Annotated in this window: 8 protein-coding genes and 1 other RNA gene; 7 read left to right on the forward strand and 2 right to left on the reverse strand. The window is 49.8% G+C overall.

The genetic code is table 11. From position 1 onward, the window contains the following. The first annotated feature begins 4 nt into the window (after positions 1 to 4). The 7 genes from ACA108_16880 (at position 5) to ACA108_16910 (ending at position 8,860) form a co-directional block, all read left to right on the forward strand. Complete coding sequence (locus ACA108_16880) at positions 5 to 1,411, forward strand: TolC family outer membrane protein (protein XEX95021.1); 1,407 nt, start codon at positions 5 to 7, stop codon at positions 1,409 to 1,411. Beyond that, positions 1,408 to 3,597 carry a type I secretion system permease/ATPase gene (locus ACA108_16885; protein ID XEX95022.1) on the forward strand — a complete coding sequence of 730 codons (2,190 nt, stop codon included), beginning with the start codon at positions 1,408 to 1,410 and terminating at the stop codon, positions 3,595 to 3,597. Before ACA108_16880 ends, ACA108_16885 begins: the two co-directional genes overlap by 4 nt. Before the next feature lie 7 nt (positions 3,598 to 3,604). Further along, on the forward strand, positions 3,605 to 4,768 hold the full coding sequence (locus tag ACA108_16890; GenBank protein XEX98143.1) for an HlyD family type I secretion periplasmic adaptor subunit: 1,164 nt from the start codon (positions 3,605 to 3,607) through the stop codon (positions 4,766 to 4,768). 56 nt (positions 4,769 to 4,824) lie between these two features. Next, positions 4,825 to 5,188: a transfer-messenger RNA gene (ssrA, locus tag ACA108_16895) on the forward strand. A gap of 204 nt (positions 5,189 to 5,392) precedes the next feature. Then, on the forward strand, positions 5,393 to 6,634 hold the full coding sequence (locus ACA108_16900) for an integrase (GenBank protein ID XEX95023.1): 1,242 nt from the start codon (positions 5,393 to 5,395) through the stop codon (positions 6,632 to 6,634). Between the two features lie 192 nt (positions 6,635 to 6,826). Beyond that, positions 6,827 to 8,119, forward strand: a complete 1,293-nt coding sequence (locus ACA108_16905) for an AAA family ATPase (GenBank protein ID XEX95024.1) — start codon at positions 6,827 to 6,829, stop codon at positions 8,117 to 8,119. A gap of 3 nt (positions 8,120 to 8,122) precedes the next feature. Further along, entirely contained in the window at positions 8,123 to 8,860 is a 738-nt protein-coding gene (locus ACA108_16910; GenBank protein XEX95025.1) for an HNH endonuclease, read from the forward strand. A 187-nt stretch (positions 8,861 to 9,047) separates the two neighbouring features. Here the strand turns inward: ACA108_16910 and ACA108_16915 are convergent, their stop codons facing one another. After that, entirely contained in the window at positions 9,048 to 13,469 is a 4,422-nt protein-coding gene (locus ACA108_16915; protein ID XEX95026.1) for a hypothetical protein, read from the reverse strand. A 147-nt stretch (positions 13,470 to 13,616) separates the two neighbouring features. Next, on the reverse strand, positions 13,617 to 17,228 hold the full coding sequence (locus ACA108_16920; protein XEX95027.1) for a tetratricopeptide repeat protein: 3,612 nt from the start codon (positions 17,226 to 17,228) through the stop codon (positions 13,617 to 13,619). Positions 17,229 to 17,248 lie beyond the last annotated feature (20 nt).

The raw sequence follows: 17,248 nt of genomic DNA on the forward strand, positions 1-17,248 counted from the left end.
AACTATGGGAAAATTTCAGCCTGTTGCTTTCTGGCTGGCGTGCGGCCTGTGTATAACCCAGGCGTATGCCGATGACACGCCACAATTTATTACCAGCCAGGGCCTTGCCGAACGGCAGGAACTCCCGGCGCTGGACGGTTCAACCACGCTGCCGCTGGACGCACCCGCGCCCGGCACGCTAACGCTTAACGATGCGGTAAACCGGGCGGTGACCTGGCACCCGGCCATTCGCGAGGCTATCGGCAAACTGTACGGCCAGTCCGAACAGGTCAACGTCGCAAAATCTAAATACTATCCGCAGATAAGCGCGGGGGTGAACAACGGCTACAGCAACACCTACACGGACAGCGGCTTCAGCCCGTCGCTGGTGCTTTCCCTTTCCCAGATGCTCTATGACTTCGGCAAGGTTTCGAGCCAGGTGCGCGCTGAAAATGCGGGCGTGGCGCAGGAGCAGGCCAACGTGCTGGTCAGCATTGATAACGTCGGGCACGATACCGCCATCGCCATGGTGCAGGTGCAGATGTACCAGCAGATGGTGGACATCGCCAAAGACCAGCTCGACGCGCTGAGCAAAATCGGCACCCTGACCCAGCAGCGTAACGACGAGGGCGCGACGTCGATGTCGGACGTGGTGCAGACCAACGCCCGCATCGAATCCGCTCGCTCGCAGCTGATCCAGTACCAGTCCAGCCTGGAGAGCGCTCAGGCGACCTTAATGAGCTGGCTGGGCTGGAACAACCTCAACGGCATCAGCACCGAGTTCCCGAGCAAGCTGGGTAACAGCTGTGAAGTTGCCCAGCCGGACGATCGCCTGGTGCCTGCAGTTCTTGCCTCCTGGGCGCAGGCCAACGTGGCGCAGGCCAATCTGGACTATGCCAACGCGCAGATGACGCCGACGATATCCCTCGAACCGCAGGTTCAGCACTATCTGAACGACAAATACGCCAGCCACGAAGTGCTGGACCGCACCCAGTACTCGGCGTTTGTGAAAGTTGAAATGCCCATTTATCAGGGCGGCGGGCTGACCGCCCGGCGTAACGCAGCCTCTCACGCCGTCGAAGCCGCGCAGTCCGGGGTACAGCGCACCCGTCTTGATGTACGCCAGAAGCTGATGGAATCGCGCAGCCAGGCGCTCAGCCTCGCCGGAGCCATTCAGGTATTGGCCCGCCAGGAAGCGTTAAGCGCCCGCACCCGCGAACTCTATCAGCAGCAGTATCTCGACCTGGGCTCCCGTCCACTTCTCGACGTGCTCAACGCCGAACAGGAAGTCTTTCAGGCGCGCTTCGCCCAGCAGCAGACCCTCAGCCAGCTCCATCAGCTGCAGCTCAACTGCCTGTATAACACCGGCAAATTGCGCACCGCATTTGGTCTGGAACACCGCAACATCCAGTCACTGGAGATCCAGCCATGAGCCCTATGCCTCCTCCCGCGCAGGAACATCTGTCTGAACAGGCGCTTGGCAACTGGGCGCACGCCATCAGCCACGTTGCCGCCCACTACCGCGTTGTCTGCTCACCCGGCACCATTCAGGCCAATGCCCCCTGGTTTAAAGATAAAGCCATGCTTTCGGCGCTGACCCAGCTTTCCCGCCAGGCCGGCCTTTCATTTCATCTGCTCAGTACGCCGCAGCAGGCCATCGCCCAGTGGCGGCTGCCCGTGGTAGCGAATTTAACCAACGGGCATCTGGTGGTTATCGAACATTTCGACGGCGATGACACCGTTGAAATCTGCCTGATCGACGGCGGCGAACGTCAGCTTAACCGGGTTGCGCTTAGTAAGCTCCTGCCCGAGATCGGCTTCGTGGCGGCGCTGCGCCCCCTTTCGGCGCTGAAAGACAGCCGCGTGGATGCCTACATTTCCCGCTTCAGCCCGGACTGGCTGAAGGAGCTGGTAATGCAGGATCTTGGGCCGTATGGCCCGGTGATGCTCGCCGCATTTCTGGTCAACGTGCTGTCGCTGGCGGGCATTCTGTTTTCAATGCAGGTTTATGACCGGGTGATCCCCGCGCAGTCCTACCCGACGCTCTACGTGCTGGCGTCCGGCGTGCTGCTGGCCGTGGCATTTGGCTTTCTGCTGCGCGTGACCCGCAGCCATATCATGGACGTGCTCGGCAAGCGGGCCGATATGCGCGTCTCCGACCGGGTGTTCAGCCACGCCCTGCGGCTGCGCAACAGCGCCGTGCCCCGCTCCACCGGCAGCTTTATCTCCCAGCTGCGCGAGCTGGAGCAGATCCGCGAGATGATCACCTCGTCGACGATCTCGACGATCGTCGATCTCCCTTTCTTCTTTCTGTTTATCATCGTGCTGGCTATGATCGCCCCGCAGCTGGCGTGGATCGCCCCGGTCGCCGCCGTGCTGATGGTGCTGCCCGGCCTGCTGCTGCAAAAGAAACTGGCGATGCTCGCCAACCAGTCCGCCCATGAAGCCACCCTGCGCAACGCCGTGCTGGTGGAGAGCGTGCAGGGGCTGGAGGACATCAAATTAATGCAGGCGGAGAACCGCTTCCTGCAGCAGTGGAACAGCTACATCCGCATTACCGCCGAGTCCGGTCTGCGCACCCGGCAGCTGACCCAGGGGCTGATCAGCTGGGGAATGACGATCCAGAGCCTGGTCTACGCCGCCGTGATCCTCTTCGGTGCGCCGCTGGTGATTGAAGGTGATATGACGACGGGTGCGATGGTCGCCGCCTCCATGCTCGCCTCCCGCATGATTGCCCCGATGGCAAACCTGTGCGGCGTGCTGGCCCGCTGGCAGCAGGTGAAGGCCGCTAAACAGGGTCTGGACAGCATCATGCAGCTGCCCGTGGAAACCCAGCGCGACGAAAGCCTGGTGCATCAGGACATCTTCCACGGCCACTATCTCTTTGAGAATGCGCAGTTCCGCTACCACAGCGACGACCAGCGCATTCCGCTGCGCATCACCCGCCTGGAGATTCAGCAGGGCGAACGGGTAGCGGTGCTGGGCCGCAATGGCGCGGGGAAATCTACCCTGCTGCAGGCGCTGGCGGGCGGCGTCGACCTGGTGAGCGGCGACGTGCGCCTCGACAACCTGAGCATGACGCAGATCGACATGGCGGATTTGCGGCGCAACATCGGCTTCCTGAGCCAGAACGCCCGGCTGTTTTACGGCACGCTGCGCGAAAACCTGACGCTTGGCGCGCCCCACGCCAGCGACGAATCCATCTTTGAAGTGCTGGACATCAGCGGCGCGGGCGGCTTCGTGAAGCAGCTGCCAAAAGGCCTCGACCATCCGATTATGGAGGGCGGCGCGGGGCTGTCCGGCGGGCAGCGTCAGTCAATTTTGCTGGCCCGCATGCTGCTGCGCTCGCCCAACATCGTACTGCTGGACGAGCCGACCGCATCGCTGGACGACCACACCGAGCGGGAGTTTATCCAGCGGCTCGGGCAGTGGCTCGGCAACCGCACGCTGATTGTCGCCACCCACCGCGTGCCGATGCTCGAACTGGTGGAACGTGTACTGGTGATTAAGGACGGACAGCTGGTGATGGACGCACCGAAAGCACAGGCGTTGAGCAACAGCCGCGCCGCGGCACAGGCAACCGGACGGGAGTGGAAAAATGAAAACCAGTCAGCGTGATGCCGCCATGGACGATCCGGACATCCAGCGCGAAAGCGAATACTCCGGCGCAAGCCGCATAATCTTGCTCAGCACGCTGCTGTTTGTCCTTTTTGGCGTCTGGGCGTGGTTCGGCAAGCTCGATGAAGTCTCTACCGGCACAGGGAAAGTCGTCCCCAGCGCCCGCGAACAGGTGCTCCAGTCGCTGGACGGCGGCATCGTGACCGAGCTGCTGGTCCACGAAGGCGACAAAGTGGAGGCCGGGCAAGTCGTCGCCCGCCTCGACCCTACCCGCTCGGAGTCCAACGTCGGCGAAAGCGCAGCCCGCTACCGCGCGTCGCTGGCCTCCAGCGCCAGGCTTTACGCGGAGGTTAACGACCTGCCGCTGAAGTTCCCGGACTCGCTGAAGGCCTGGCCGGATCTCCTCTCCTCCGAGACACGGCTCTACAAAACGCGCCGCGCCCAGCTGACCGACTCCGAGTCTGAGCTTCAGGATGCGCTGGTATCGGTGAACAAAGAGCTGGCGATCACCCAGCGGCTGGTAAAAAGCGGCGCGGCAAGCCACGTGGAAGTGCTGCGCCTGCAGCGGCAAAAAAGCGATCTGGGCCTGAAAATCACCGACCTGCGCTCGCAGTATTACGTGCAGGCTCGCGAAGCGCTGTCAAAAGCCAACGCGGAAGTAGACATGCTTGCGGCCATTATTAAGGGCCGCGAGGACTCCGTATCCCGCATGACCGTCCGCTCGCCGATGCGCGGCATTGTGAAGAATATCCAGGTGACCACCATCGGCGGCGTCATCCCGCCTAACGGCGAAATGATGGAGATCGTGCCCGTCGACGACCATCTGCTGATTGAAGCGCGACTTTCACCGCGCGACATCGCCTTTATTCACCCGGGCCAGCGGGCGCTGGTGAAGGTTACCGCCTACGATTACGCCATCTACGGCGGGCTTGAGGGCATCGTTGAAACCATCTCGCCGGACACCATTCAGGACAAAATTAAGCCGGAAATCGTCTACTACCGGGTGTTTATCCGCACCCATCAGGATTATCTGGTCAACAAAGTGGGCCACAAGTTCTCCATCACGCCGGGGATGGTCGCCACCGTGGACATTAAAACGGGGCAAAAAACCGTCATCGATTACCTGATTAAACCGTTCAACCGCGCCAAAGAAGCGCTGCGTGAGCGTTAAGTGGGTTGGGGGTGGTAACAAGCGCTACATCTCTGTTATACTGACAAAACACTTGTGGGGCTGATTCTGGATTCGACGGGATTTGCGAAACCCAAGGTGCATGCCGAGGGGCGGTTGGCCTCGTAAAAAGCCGCAAAAAAATAGTCGCAAACGACGAAAACTACGCACTAGCAGCTTAATAACCTGCTTAGAGCCTTCTCTCCCTAGCCTCCGCTCTTAGGACGGGGATCAAGAGAAGTCAAACCCAAAAGAGCTCGTGTGGATGTCTTGCCTGGGGCTGAAGCACTAAAACTAATCAGGATAGTTTGGTAATGGCGTGTCTATCCGCAGTTGCCCGGCGAATGTAAAGATATGACTAAGCATGTAGTACCGACGGTGTAGTAATTTCGGACGCGGGTTCAACTCCCGCCAGCTCCACCAAAATCTTCAATCGATGATTACCAGAGTCATCCGATAAAGTCTAAAGAGCCCGCATGGCGCAAGCCCTGCGGGCTTTTTTGTGCCCTCAATTTGTCCTGCTGAGTCTGAAGCAAACTAATTAAATCCGAACCTTTTAGGCACCTTGTTAGGCACCTCATAAAGCTTTATTGTTTTTGAGGTGCCTAAAACTATGGAAACCCGGCAATGGCAAGACAAACCAAACCTTTATCCGTTAAGGAAATCGAATCCGCCAAACCAAAGGAAGCTGACTACGTTCTTTACGATGGCGATGGCCTTGAGCTACTCATCAAATCAACCGGTAGCAAAATATGGCAGTTCCGCTACATTCGCCCTGTTACCAAAAAGCGTGCGAAGAAGAGCATTGGCTCCTACCCGGCAGTTACCCTTGCCGATGCCAGAAACTATCGAGCAGAGTCTCGCTCTCTCCTGGCAAAACAAATCGATCCTCAGGAACATCAACAAGAACAACTACGCAGTTCGCTTGAAGCCAAAACCAATACTTTCCAACACGTGGCTGAGCGTTGGTGGAAAGTAAAGAAAGTCAGTGTGACAGAAGACTACGCCGAAGATATTTGGCGCTCTCTCGAGAGAGATGTTTTCCCTGCGATTGGTGATATCAATGTCACCGAAATCAAAGCTCATACTCTGGTTCAGGCCGTTCAACCTGTTCAGGCCAGAGGAGCACTGGAAACCGTCCGTCGCCTGTGCCAACGAATCAATGAGGTCATGGTTTATGCTCAAAATACTGGCCTAATTGATGCGGTTCCTAGCGTCAATATTGGCAAAGCCTTTGAGAAGCCTCAGAAAAAGAACATGCCAAGTATCCGTCCAGACCAGCTACCGCAACTCATGCAAACCATGCGTACTGCCAACATTATCCTACCAACACGATGCCTATTCATGTGGCAACTTCTTACTATCACCCGTCCTGCCGAAGCGGCTGAAGCTTACTGGGATGAAGTTGATCTGGAAGCGCGAGAATGGAAAATTCCCGCATCACGAATGAAAATGAACCGTGACCATACCGTTCCTTTATCAGATGAGGCAATGGCTGTTCTGGAAATGATGAAGCCGTTAAGCGGCAACCGAGAATTTATATTCCCTAGCCGTATCAAACCCAACCAGCCAATGAATAGCCAGACCGTTAACGCGTCGCTAAAACGTGCAGGTTTTGGAGGTGTGCTCGTTTCACACGGTTTGCGTTCTATCGCCAGTACAGCCCTTAACGAACAGGGTTTTCCACCTGACGTTATTGAAGCGGCATTGGCCCACGTGGATAAGAATGAGGTTCGCCGCGCTTATAACCGCAGCGATTACCTTGAGCAGCGACGGCCAATGATGCAGTGGTGGGCTGATTTTGTGATGGCTGCGGATCGTGGAAGCATGATTGAAGGTGGGATGAAAGGAATGCGGTTAGTTGGATGACGGGAATGAATAAAGACTAGTTATCACTTTTAACCTAACAGGGGAAGCTCTAGCATTAGGTCTTCAATATGCTAGAAGCGGCATCAAAACACGCTGTCTCTAGCATGTCGGTAAAGGCTGGGAGTCACCACACTGAAATAAAATTTTAAATGCGATATGATAGTTTCGCTGCCAACTGTCGAGGACAAGCCTTTGAAACTAAATACTCTGTCGGTAAAAAACTTTCGTTGTTATAAAGAAAGAGCCTTCCAGTTCCATCCAAACATCAACTTGATCGTTGGTCAAAATGCGACAGGTAAGACAGCTTTGTTGGATGCTGTTTCTATCGCTATTGCATCTTGGATATTGGGATTTAAAAAGAAGAACGACAAAAAAAGCTTAGAGCCAACGGATGCTACTTTGTCTTATTTTGAGAAAGAAGGTGAGCCTCAATTTGTTGAAGCATGGCCAGTAGTGGTAGCAGCATCAGGTATCGTAAAAGGGAAAAAAATAGACTGGGAGCGTTCCAAGGCCTCGCCTAGTGGCAACACTCGCTATGGGGACGCAAGTGATTTGATTGCTTTAGCAAAAGAATGCGATACTAGTTTAGAAAAAGACGTTTCTCTACCTTTAATCAGTTATTACGGTACGATGCGTTTATGGCAAGATCCCAAAGTATCCAGGACCACTCCATTACTAAGCAAATCTAATAGCAAACCCTCTAGGTTAGATGGATACAAATACTGCGTGGATCCTCGAATTGGCTTAAAGGAGCTAATTGCTTGGTTTGCTCGCCAAGAATGGCACGCTTACCAATTAGGGAAAGAATCAACCATTCTTACGGTGGTTCGTAAAGCGGTAATAAGTTGTATCGAAAATGCAGAACATCTTTATTATGATCCTAAAAGATCAGAATTAATATTAAAATTTCGGGATTCTGAACCTCAGCCATTTAGTATGCTGAGTGATGGCCAACGATGTGTTTTAGCATTGATTGCTGATATTGCTCAAAAAGCAGCGCTTTTAAATCCCCATTTGGGTGAGGAGGTGCTAGAAAAAACTGAAGGTGTTGTTTTAATCGATGAACTCGATTTACATCTTCATCCAAAATGGCAGCGGCATGTGATAGAAGATTTACGGACAACATTCCCGGAAATCCAATTTATTTTCACTTCACACTCTCCATTCTTAATACAATCCCTCCGTTCAAGTGAAGAACTTATAATGCTTGATGGCTTGGTTCCTGCTCAACTAGCGAACAAAACCCTTGAAGATATCGCTGACGGGATAATGGATGTGAATACACCTGAGGTAAGTCACAGATATACTGAAATGAAAGGAGTTGCAAAAGAATATTTGAAAACTCTCAATGAAGCAAAAACCGCACCTGAAGACAAGTTACAGCAGTATAAAGATAGATTGGCTAATTCGTTGGCTCCATATGCAGACAACCCTGCTTTTCAAGCTTTTTTGGAGATGCAACGTGTGGCGAAGTTAGGAGAATAGCAGATGCGACCGGTACAAAAGGGAATTTCTCCTATTGCTGGTGATTTTGGTAAGTATGAAGATGCTAAACCAGAGTTAGTGAGTCGTTTAGGCCTTTATTGCAGTTATTGTGAAAGAAAAATTGTAACGTTATTAGCAGTTGAGCATATTGAACCCAAAGATGGTGTCTATGGGAAACCAGCCCTAGAAAAACGTTGGTCTAACTTTTTGTTAGCTTGTACCAACTGCAACTCATGTAAAGGTAGTGGAAAGGTTAACTTCCGTCGGTTTATTTTTCCTGATAGAGACAATACATTCCATGCTTATAAATATAATGTAGATGGCAGTATTGCTTTGGCTCCACATCTTTCGCAACGACAAAAAGTAATGGCAAGAAATACGCTGCGCTTAGTTGGCTTAGATAAACCTATACAAGTTTTTACCGATTCAAATAATGAGCAAGTTGCGCTGGATCGAGTAGCTCAAAGAATGGAGGCTTTTGGGGTTGCACAAGTTGCTCTGTCACTAATGTTGAGTGAACCAAACAGTAATGCTTTAAAGCAAAGCATTACTAACAATGCCGTTGAAAATGGTTTTTTTAGTATATGGATGACGGTATTTGACAGCTATCCTGAGATGAAATTGAAATTTATTCAAGCTTTCAATGGTACAGTAAACAGCGGATGTTTTGATATGGTTACCGGTGGAAGTATTACACCAGCACCAAACTCAGATAATTTGAACTACGGTGGAAAAATTTAAGTTTATTGCCCAGAGACTCAACGGTAATAGCTTTTATGGTATTGCGACTGGTTTAGAATATTTATTGGAATAACTTAAACTTTATAAGCCCTATCTTCGTTCATAGCTGGCATCTTTGGCCAGATGCCAGCTATGTCTATTAATTGGCACTACAGTTAACGGTAGCTATTTTCATAAGGTGTGTAAATCACAGTGTTTTCGTCTGACATCCCCGAAACTCAGCTAGTTGCTTTTCATCTGGTTCGTCGTACGTGTTAAACCGGGGAGCTTCTCTTATCTGTACTCCGTCAGAATAATAAAGCCGTGTGAAAGTAAACCTTCCACCGAAACCACTTCTAAATTCTTCACCGTAAGCATTCTTCTCACCTGCGACAGCCCAAATAGCGACTAATCCTTTATTTTTTAGAAAGTTAAGGAATGCATTCCTGTCAACGAGAGCAGCACTGCGCCCCTGTCTACTCACCGATGGATCCCAAAAAATCACTTCATTAGAGGCATCTTGATAGAAGATCGACCTTCCATCCTTAAGTCTGAGATCCAGTCCCTCCATAATCCAACCGGCAGGAAGAAACATATTTATGTTGTCACTAACTGATCCATCATAACCCACTGATTCTGCGATATAACCTACGGTGGTTGGCAACACCGGAATTTTGTCTCCAGTTTGTTTGGAAACTCCGTAAGGGTACCATTGGTCAATCCAATCATTATAATTTTGATCAAGGGTACGCCAGGGGAATTCTCCAAGATGTACATGATAACCTCCCCCTTTCGCAGTTGGGAGATCATGATCCGCAGTAAGGTGACTTCCTGACATTATATTGAGCGCTTTTGTGAGGTCGGAGGCATTCACGACAAGGCTAGCTACTCGACGCCAACTTTCTGTTCTGAATCCTTCTGCAGAGGCCCTCCATGTCTCAAACCCAGTAAGAACCAACCACTCACGACTGTCTTCAGGTGATACAACTTCAATTACGTCTTTTCCATCAAGGATATCTTCATCAGAATGCAACCAAACGATAGCAGCATCAGGACTCCTTGCGGGAAGAGTCGGCGTATCCCCTGTCCAGAATGAGCTGCCAGCAAATTCCTTCCAGCCGTTGTCTGAGGTATGGCTTACAAGCAACGACGGATCCAAATTGCGTAGCCCGTATAAGTCATCCTCCTTGTTCGGCAAAATCGCTAGGTTATCTCTCATCCGCGCAACCAATTCGTAAAGTGCAAGCCATTGGTATTTCTTACCTATGCGCTCAAGAGAATGCTCATTACGATTACTGCGTATGCTCCTGTCAAAATCTCCATGCAATTCTTCACTCCAACCAAGTTCATGCGCACGCATGACGACCCAGCGGCGCGCCCAAGCAAGATTGAATTCAGCAGCTCCTTGCCTTGCTAAGCGTTGATACATTCCCTCAGAACGCCAATGTTCTGCTTTCGCTCGCCACTCCTCAAAAGCATTCGCCCCCACAATAGTTCGAAATTGAGCCTTGGCTTCATCTATTCTGGCGCGACTTTCTCCTGTAATCGATCTATTGTCAGGATTTTCCCGTGCTAAGGTTGCTAGTAGCGTTTCATATGCTTCCATCATCTCCTTGGTAGCCACCCCGTTGAATTGTTCGAACCATTCTTCGCGTAGATCATTTACTGTCGGTAAGTCGACAGTACCAAAAGGTGCGGGGCTCCAGTCTTGCACAGCATAGTCGAGTACATATCGACCAAAGTCACCGTCCAGGCAGGAATTTACTATTTCATCGCGCCCTCTATAATTTGAATTGTAGTTTCGCGTGTAAGAGTCAATAGTCTCGTCAGTTACATACTCAATTGGCCAAGGGCTCTTGAAAGGATGTTTCAGTTTTTCTGGAGCAATACTATCACTTGGCTCACCTTGGAATTGAGCATAACCAATTAACCCGAGCGCATGATCTCTAAGTAGCTCGTTCGCAGGAGGGACATTTTCGGCAAACAAGTCACAAAAAAGCCTTGTTGCAACTTTAGTTAACTGGTTTGCTTCCCAGCGGCCTTGCATTGCTGCTCCATACAAAGAAGCAACCACCCGTTCAGTTACATAATCGTCATCAATATCTTTAAAATTATCCCATAACGAAATTGCCAATCCGGGCCGATCTGCCAAAAGCGCGACCAGTGCTTTCGTCGCTCTGTCACGGAGCTGCCGTCGAGTTGCAGTTAGAAACCATGCAAGTTGAATGGCAGCAAGTTCAGCTCGTTCTTCAGTAATTTGTGATTGTTCAGCATTCCAAGCCCAGTCAACCAAGTGATCTGCTCGCTCTGAACGTGCGAGATGTATCGTCCAAGAAGCATCGCGCTTAGGCAGATTAAGGTTTCTGAGTTGTACAGTTAGATAGTTCACATTGAATGGGTGCTTCGGCTCGGATGCTAGCGCGATAAGCGTCTCATAGCGAAGATATACATCCTTCGTGTTCTCTACGAGATTCCATGTCCGTTCAGTAAAGGCTGATGCCCTTCGTGTTAGAAGGCTTTTTGTGAACGCGTCATAACTCCAGCCAAAGGTGGAAGCCAGAGGTAGATCTGGTAATTCAATGTTGAATCGTTCGGGAAGTTGCACCGCAACTGCTTCCAAAATACCCGCCCTGATCAAAGAATTTCTGTCTGAGAGCGCTGAATTAAGCGGAGAGCCCGTTTCACATATATTTGCAACCCCATTCTGAGCACTTCTGTCCAACAAGTTCGCTGAGATTGCATGATCGCCCACACGTTCAAACTCAAACCGGACAACCTCGGAGCCGCCAGAGACTGAGTAGTTATCAGGCTCTATTGCTAACAATCCTTCATTCGCTAATTGGAATAAAAGATCATGAGCCATTTCCTGCCCATTGTGGATCAGCCTCAACAACTCGTCAGCACGCTCATACCCTATCTGTCCACGGCCAGTGTTAGCCATTTCTTCCACTAGGGCTGTTATCGCTTTTCGTACAACTTTACGCGTTGGTGCCACCCCCAAGTTTGTTTCAACCCGCCTTGATACCGCAGCAGTATAAAGATCTAGTACGTCAGATATACTAACGAGACTTTCTGGGAGGAGTACTTCACCATCACCACGGAATAAATCGCAAACGAGACGCAGAAAAAGTGGATTTCGTAGCTCGTCGAGTTGGTGAGGAGTCTCAGGAATGCTGATACCACGCCTAGAGAGATAACGAACTACTTCCTTATCGTTGAAACCCTCATGCTCGATTCTCGGTAGTAGCTTCTCATCAATGGAGGAGGGAATTATCACATTTGCGTAGATTGAACGACATGATAGAACTACCGTAATCCAGGGAAAATCACGCAAGTCTTTAAGTAATCCTGGTAGTCTTGTCGGCCAAATTGACTGTCCATTCTTTTCGTTCAAAGCATCAATTGCAATAAGGCTGCGTACCCCAGCGGATTCTCCAGCTGCATTCAGTGCACCCAGAAAATGCTTCACTTGTAAGTGCCTTGGTAGATCAAGATCCCTTAATATCTCCCCCCAAGGTTCAGCATCTGGTAACTTACCACCCAGAACCATCAACGCTGGTCGGTTGAGCTGAAGTTGTTGGGCGCAGGCATCAGCAAGTAGATGGGACTTGCCTGTGCCAGCCTCACCTACAATCAGCAATGCCCGTGTATCGATATGCTGCCAACGTTCAGAGCGAAGTGCGCGGGCTGCTACACGCAATGCACTGACAAGGTTAGACACTGCGATGACTTCAGGATCTGGTTTTGACTTTGAGATACGTTTGAGATCAAGCGTGTTATGCCACTTAAATGCAAGCTCCGCAGCCTTGTCAACCGTGTCCATAAGAACCGCAAGAGGGAATGGTTCTGATTGCAATACCCCCTCCTGCCGCAGCATTGCTACCGCAGCGAGCGCTACGCTGCTCGCACCATCGATATCTTGTGCTGTCACGCTTTTGAGCCTGTCTTCGATTTTTTCTGCGTAGACCAATAACTCATCGAATATGGCGGGGTCACGTAGTGTCGCAAGGATTGTCTTTCTTACAGGAAGATCAATGTGGCTTTCTGGGCTATATCGATCGCCAAGACTATCTGCAACACGGTCAAAGGCTTTTCCCAACCATTCAGCAGTCAACATTGCCTTGTCGAACCAAAATGCTACACGCCCCGCAGAACGGATGTTGCTCTCGGTTAGTCTGAGTTTGATTTCGTGCGCATCCCATCTATCGATGGTGATCGTTCGGCCCAACGCCTTACTACGAGCTATCCGTTCATTCTTCCACTTGTCCCATTCCGAAAGCGAGGTTTTGACATCATCCTTACGTGAATCGGAAAGGTCGAAGGGAAAACAGGCTATGAAGCGATTCATTTTCGGATGCTTGGCAAGAGCAGTCGTAAGTGACTGGTCAAGTGATCCGATCATGCTTTTGAAATTGGAGTAAAATTTTACCTGCCAACCGATCTCCGCCCCGTCCATTAGAGCTGCAAAGCACTCAACACCGGCATCGCCACCACGACCTTTCCGATCAAATCGAACTTTATCCTTGATTAACTCGTCGTTAGCTAGTTGGCAACATAGCTCTTCGAAAGCATTCGCCTGACTGCCGTGATGTTGGCGAATTTCAAATAAATCGATATCTGGTAGAGACATTTTGCAGATGTTTCCTTAGTTAGTAAGCCATTAAGCGCAATATCTGTCTAACAAACACATATTTCAGTTTTTTATTTAACCGGAAGAAATAATAACGTAACCCTTTGAAAAATCTTTTTGGCCGATGCTTGAAGACGTTCTTATTCATTAAAACCGCAAAACAAGATCAACAATGAGAAAAACCACCGATACCTCACGATGATCGATACGATAGGTTGCCATATATCCGCTAGTCCCATAATCAGGAGGCCCTAAAGGTTCACAACTGAGATATGTCAGATCGGACCGTGCCTCATATTTAAGCATATTTTCGACATAACCCAAGATGGGTTTGATCTCCTTCGCATAGGAATAAATGACGTGAAAATAGATGTCACAAACTCCATATGACAACAATTTGTCAAAATGCTTTTTTATGTTGACTCGCTCAAGTCCACTACAAACAAGTGCTTCATAGATGGCGATTTCTTGTCCAGACACTCTTATAACAGCATCTCGTTCACCAGGGTTACCATTAGACGTTGACCCACCGAGAGACTGATCAGCTACATCCCATTTGGCTACTGAAAGTGAAGCTCCTAACACCTCTCTCACTGCGCTGTTAAGATCATCCTCAAATTTTGCCTCATCCTCAGTATTTTTCCTGTCGCGAAGCATCGCAGCCATATGTTGAAGTGAGGCAACAGCACGCGAGACTTGTCGAATGAGATAACCTCGAACACCTCTACCAGTGGGTCCAAGTATGTTCCCGACCGATGAAGGCGGGAGCTCACTTAATTGCTGCAGGGCGGCACGGATAGATGATATTAAGTCGACATCTACAGATGCAGAAGCAATACTGGTTGGGGGTTGGCCGGACTGGAGATTATTTCTAAGTGCGACAAGTTGGTCGTCATCACCAAACTCTGTAATGGCAACATCCAATATTGCCATCGCTTCGTCCCTATGTCCCATCTCATATTTTGCCAGTACAACAATATGTTCGATGTTCGCACTGCGCATTTCTCTACGGTGGTTAGCTACTGATTCTACTGCTTCTTCGGGACGTTGTAAGGCAAGCATTAACAGGGCGCGGTTTGCAAGTAAGCTACTGCTGGCAAGCTCCTCATTTACGTTAACCACAGCATTGATTTCTGCAAGCAAACTTTCGCCTGTTGATATGTTATCACCAGTCAATGGATGCAGGGTTGGTCCCAGAAGTTGTTGGATAGCAACAGCGAAAATGTTCTCCTTATAAGCGGAGGCAGATCCGGGAATAGCAGCTAAACGCCGCAACACTGCCAAAGCTCCTGTCAGATTTCCGTTTGGGCGCAAAAGCTGGGATGTTGCTCGATAGAAATCGAGCTGGTTTTGCGCCTGGCGTGTAGTGAGTTCATCCAGCGTTACGGGAATGGCAGTGGTATCAATTGCAGCCCACATTCTTTCCTTCATAAGCAATTGAAGTTCTAAGCTAAAAAGCCCAAGTCGATACTGAGATGGCGCTCTATCTAAATCTTGCCCAACATCGTTCAGATGCTCGCGAGCCAGAGCATATTCACCAGCAAACAATAACGATTCAATCCGGTGTTGCAATTCTGTCCAGGTCCAAAATGTTGAAGCCTCTCCCGGCCCAAGTTGCCGTAATCTACTCTGGATTTTTGATTTTCCAACCGCAGGCAAGTGCTGGCAAAGCTCAGAGAGAAAAACAGGATCGTCAGACTGAGTGAATACTTGCAGCATATCTTCCTGATAATGGCTATCGAACTTGCGCCAAGCAGCTGCCAGATCTCTTGCTGGAGACCCATCCTCGCGAGCAAGGAAATTACTTGGACTATAACGATCCGTTAAAGCTCCAACGCGTCCTTTTTCAGCATGCTCGATGACAGTTCGAGAGATTAATAATTTCAGCGAATTGAATAATTCCGACGGTATATTCTCTTCTGGCCAACCGGCCACGGCACGAGCGAGCAATCGCACGTGTTCTCTTAATGTTTTAGCAATTGAAGAATGCAAAGACGGTCTTTCATCGTCAGTAGCTACCCTTATTAGTTGCGCACTATCAAACGGAATCAAAAAGGCATCACGATCAGCGATCGATTGTGAGAATGCGGTCTTAACCAGTTGCGCTGCCAACTCTGAGGACAATTCAGAGGAGTCCGTCCAGTCCAAGTTTAAATCACGAGCAAATTTTGAATACAGTGCAACAACTGGAAGTGTGTCAACATTCAATGCATTTGAAAGACAATAAATTCCGTCGAGAACACCAGCGAAACGAGCCCTGGGTACGTTGTTTTTATAGGAAATCTGGCTTACGAGGTATTGCAACAACGAAGTCTGAAGCCCTTCCCTTTTCTTTGCAGCCATTCCGAGGAGTTGTCGCCCTACAACTCTTCTCGAATCAGCTAAAGCACGCCCACGACCAGTGTTATTGGAATAGCACCACGTGATCAATGCGGAAAACTCCTCAAGATCCAGCGAGTTACCATTAATATGGTAAGCCAATAATGATAGCGAGTCTTGAACTGCAAATGCCTTCATCTGCGCTTCACGATTTAAATTGCGATCGCTATTTCTGCCTGACTTTGGCCACCATTCTATTGCTAATTTAGTACCCAAACATGCAACACGAGGATGCATAAGCATATCTATCAACACTTCCGGTACCGTGCTAGTTCGAAGCAGGAAATGTTGTAAAGCCATTGGATAGTCGGCTATAAACGACATAAACGCTGTTGCTGAAGACGAGATATGTGGCCCTATATCAACCTTCTCGAGCTCAGAACAAAGCAGGCTAAATGCAACACCTATAGAACCATTCTGTCCCTTAAAGAGTCGTTCCATCATGATATGTTCAACTTCAATTCCTGCAAACCAATCAGCCTTGCCTACCAAAGTACTTGGTGGAAGCACCCTAGGTACTCTAGCAAACCGTAGCTGGTCTTTCGGAATCGCGAACGTTTTTTCAAGTACCTTTATATAACTTGGGATATCATTTTCCCAAGAACCCCAAAGAGTCTGACGCTCCAATATCCGATTAGCAGCTTCGCGGCAATAGCGCGCTTCGCTTTCTCTCCAGCTAGTGTCCCAATGAACGTATACACCGAGGACTTGGCACCAGGCGGACCACTCCAAGAAGGCTCTATCAACCTCTTCCCAAAGCCCCAAAGAATCGCGGGTGTCATTTTGATTTGAAGCCTTAAGTGAATTGTCGCAGTTATGACCAAATTGCAACTGTGCACATAGACGTTCCCATATCCGACCTGCAAGCCAGTCAGGGCTGTTAGTCGGGATGTACCGCTCCAGTAACTGTTCATCCAATATCTTGGCTGCTAGCTTTTGGGCGCCTTGAGTAAAATTAGAGGTCTTATCAACAAGTTTGATCTTAGAAAGATCGTGTAGAAATTTTTTCGTGCTTGGACTTGGGTAAGTAATGTGCGAAAGCGTGCCCGGAGGTGCGCACTGCATAATCCAGCGACCACCGTCGAAAACTATCCAACCTAGTCGAGTTAGATCACTGAAAGTAGGACCTTCATCGGCAATACGCTCCTTTGACTCGTCCCAGATTTTGGCAATATCCTTTGCTGCACCAAAATACTCTAGTCGGTAGTGCTGGCAAAAATCGAGGAGCTGTATTTCATCAAGTATTTCCACTTGCCCGAAACTTGGGCGCAGATGACTAGTAGTCGGAAGCCAACGTCTAAACATTTGCCTGAGCTCACAACGGACATCGAGTGGTGCCCACATTCCTTCGAGCTGAGGCACATCTTCAATTCCTGCCATTATCAATCCTTTAATCTTCA

It is taken from the genome of Dryocola sp. LX212 (genome assembly GCA_041504365.1).
In the GTDB taxonomy this organism is placed as follows: domain Bacteria; phylum Pseudomonadota; class Gammaproteobacteria; order Enterobacterales; family Enterobacteriaceae; genus Dryocola.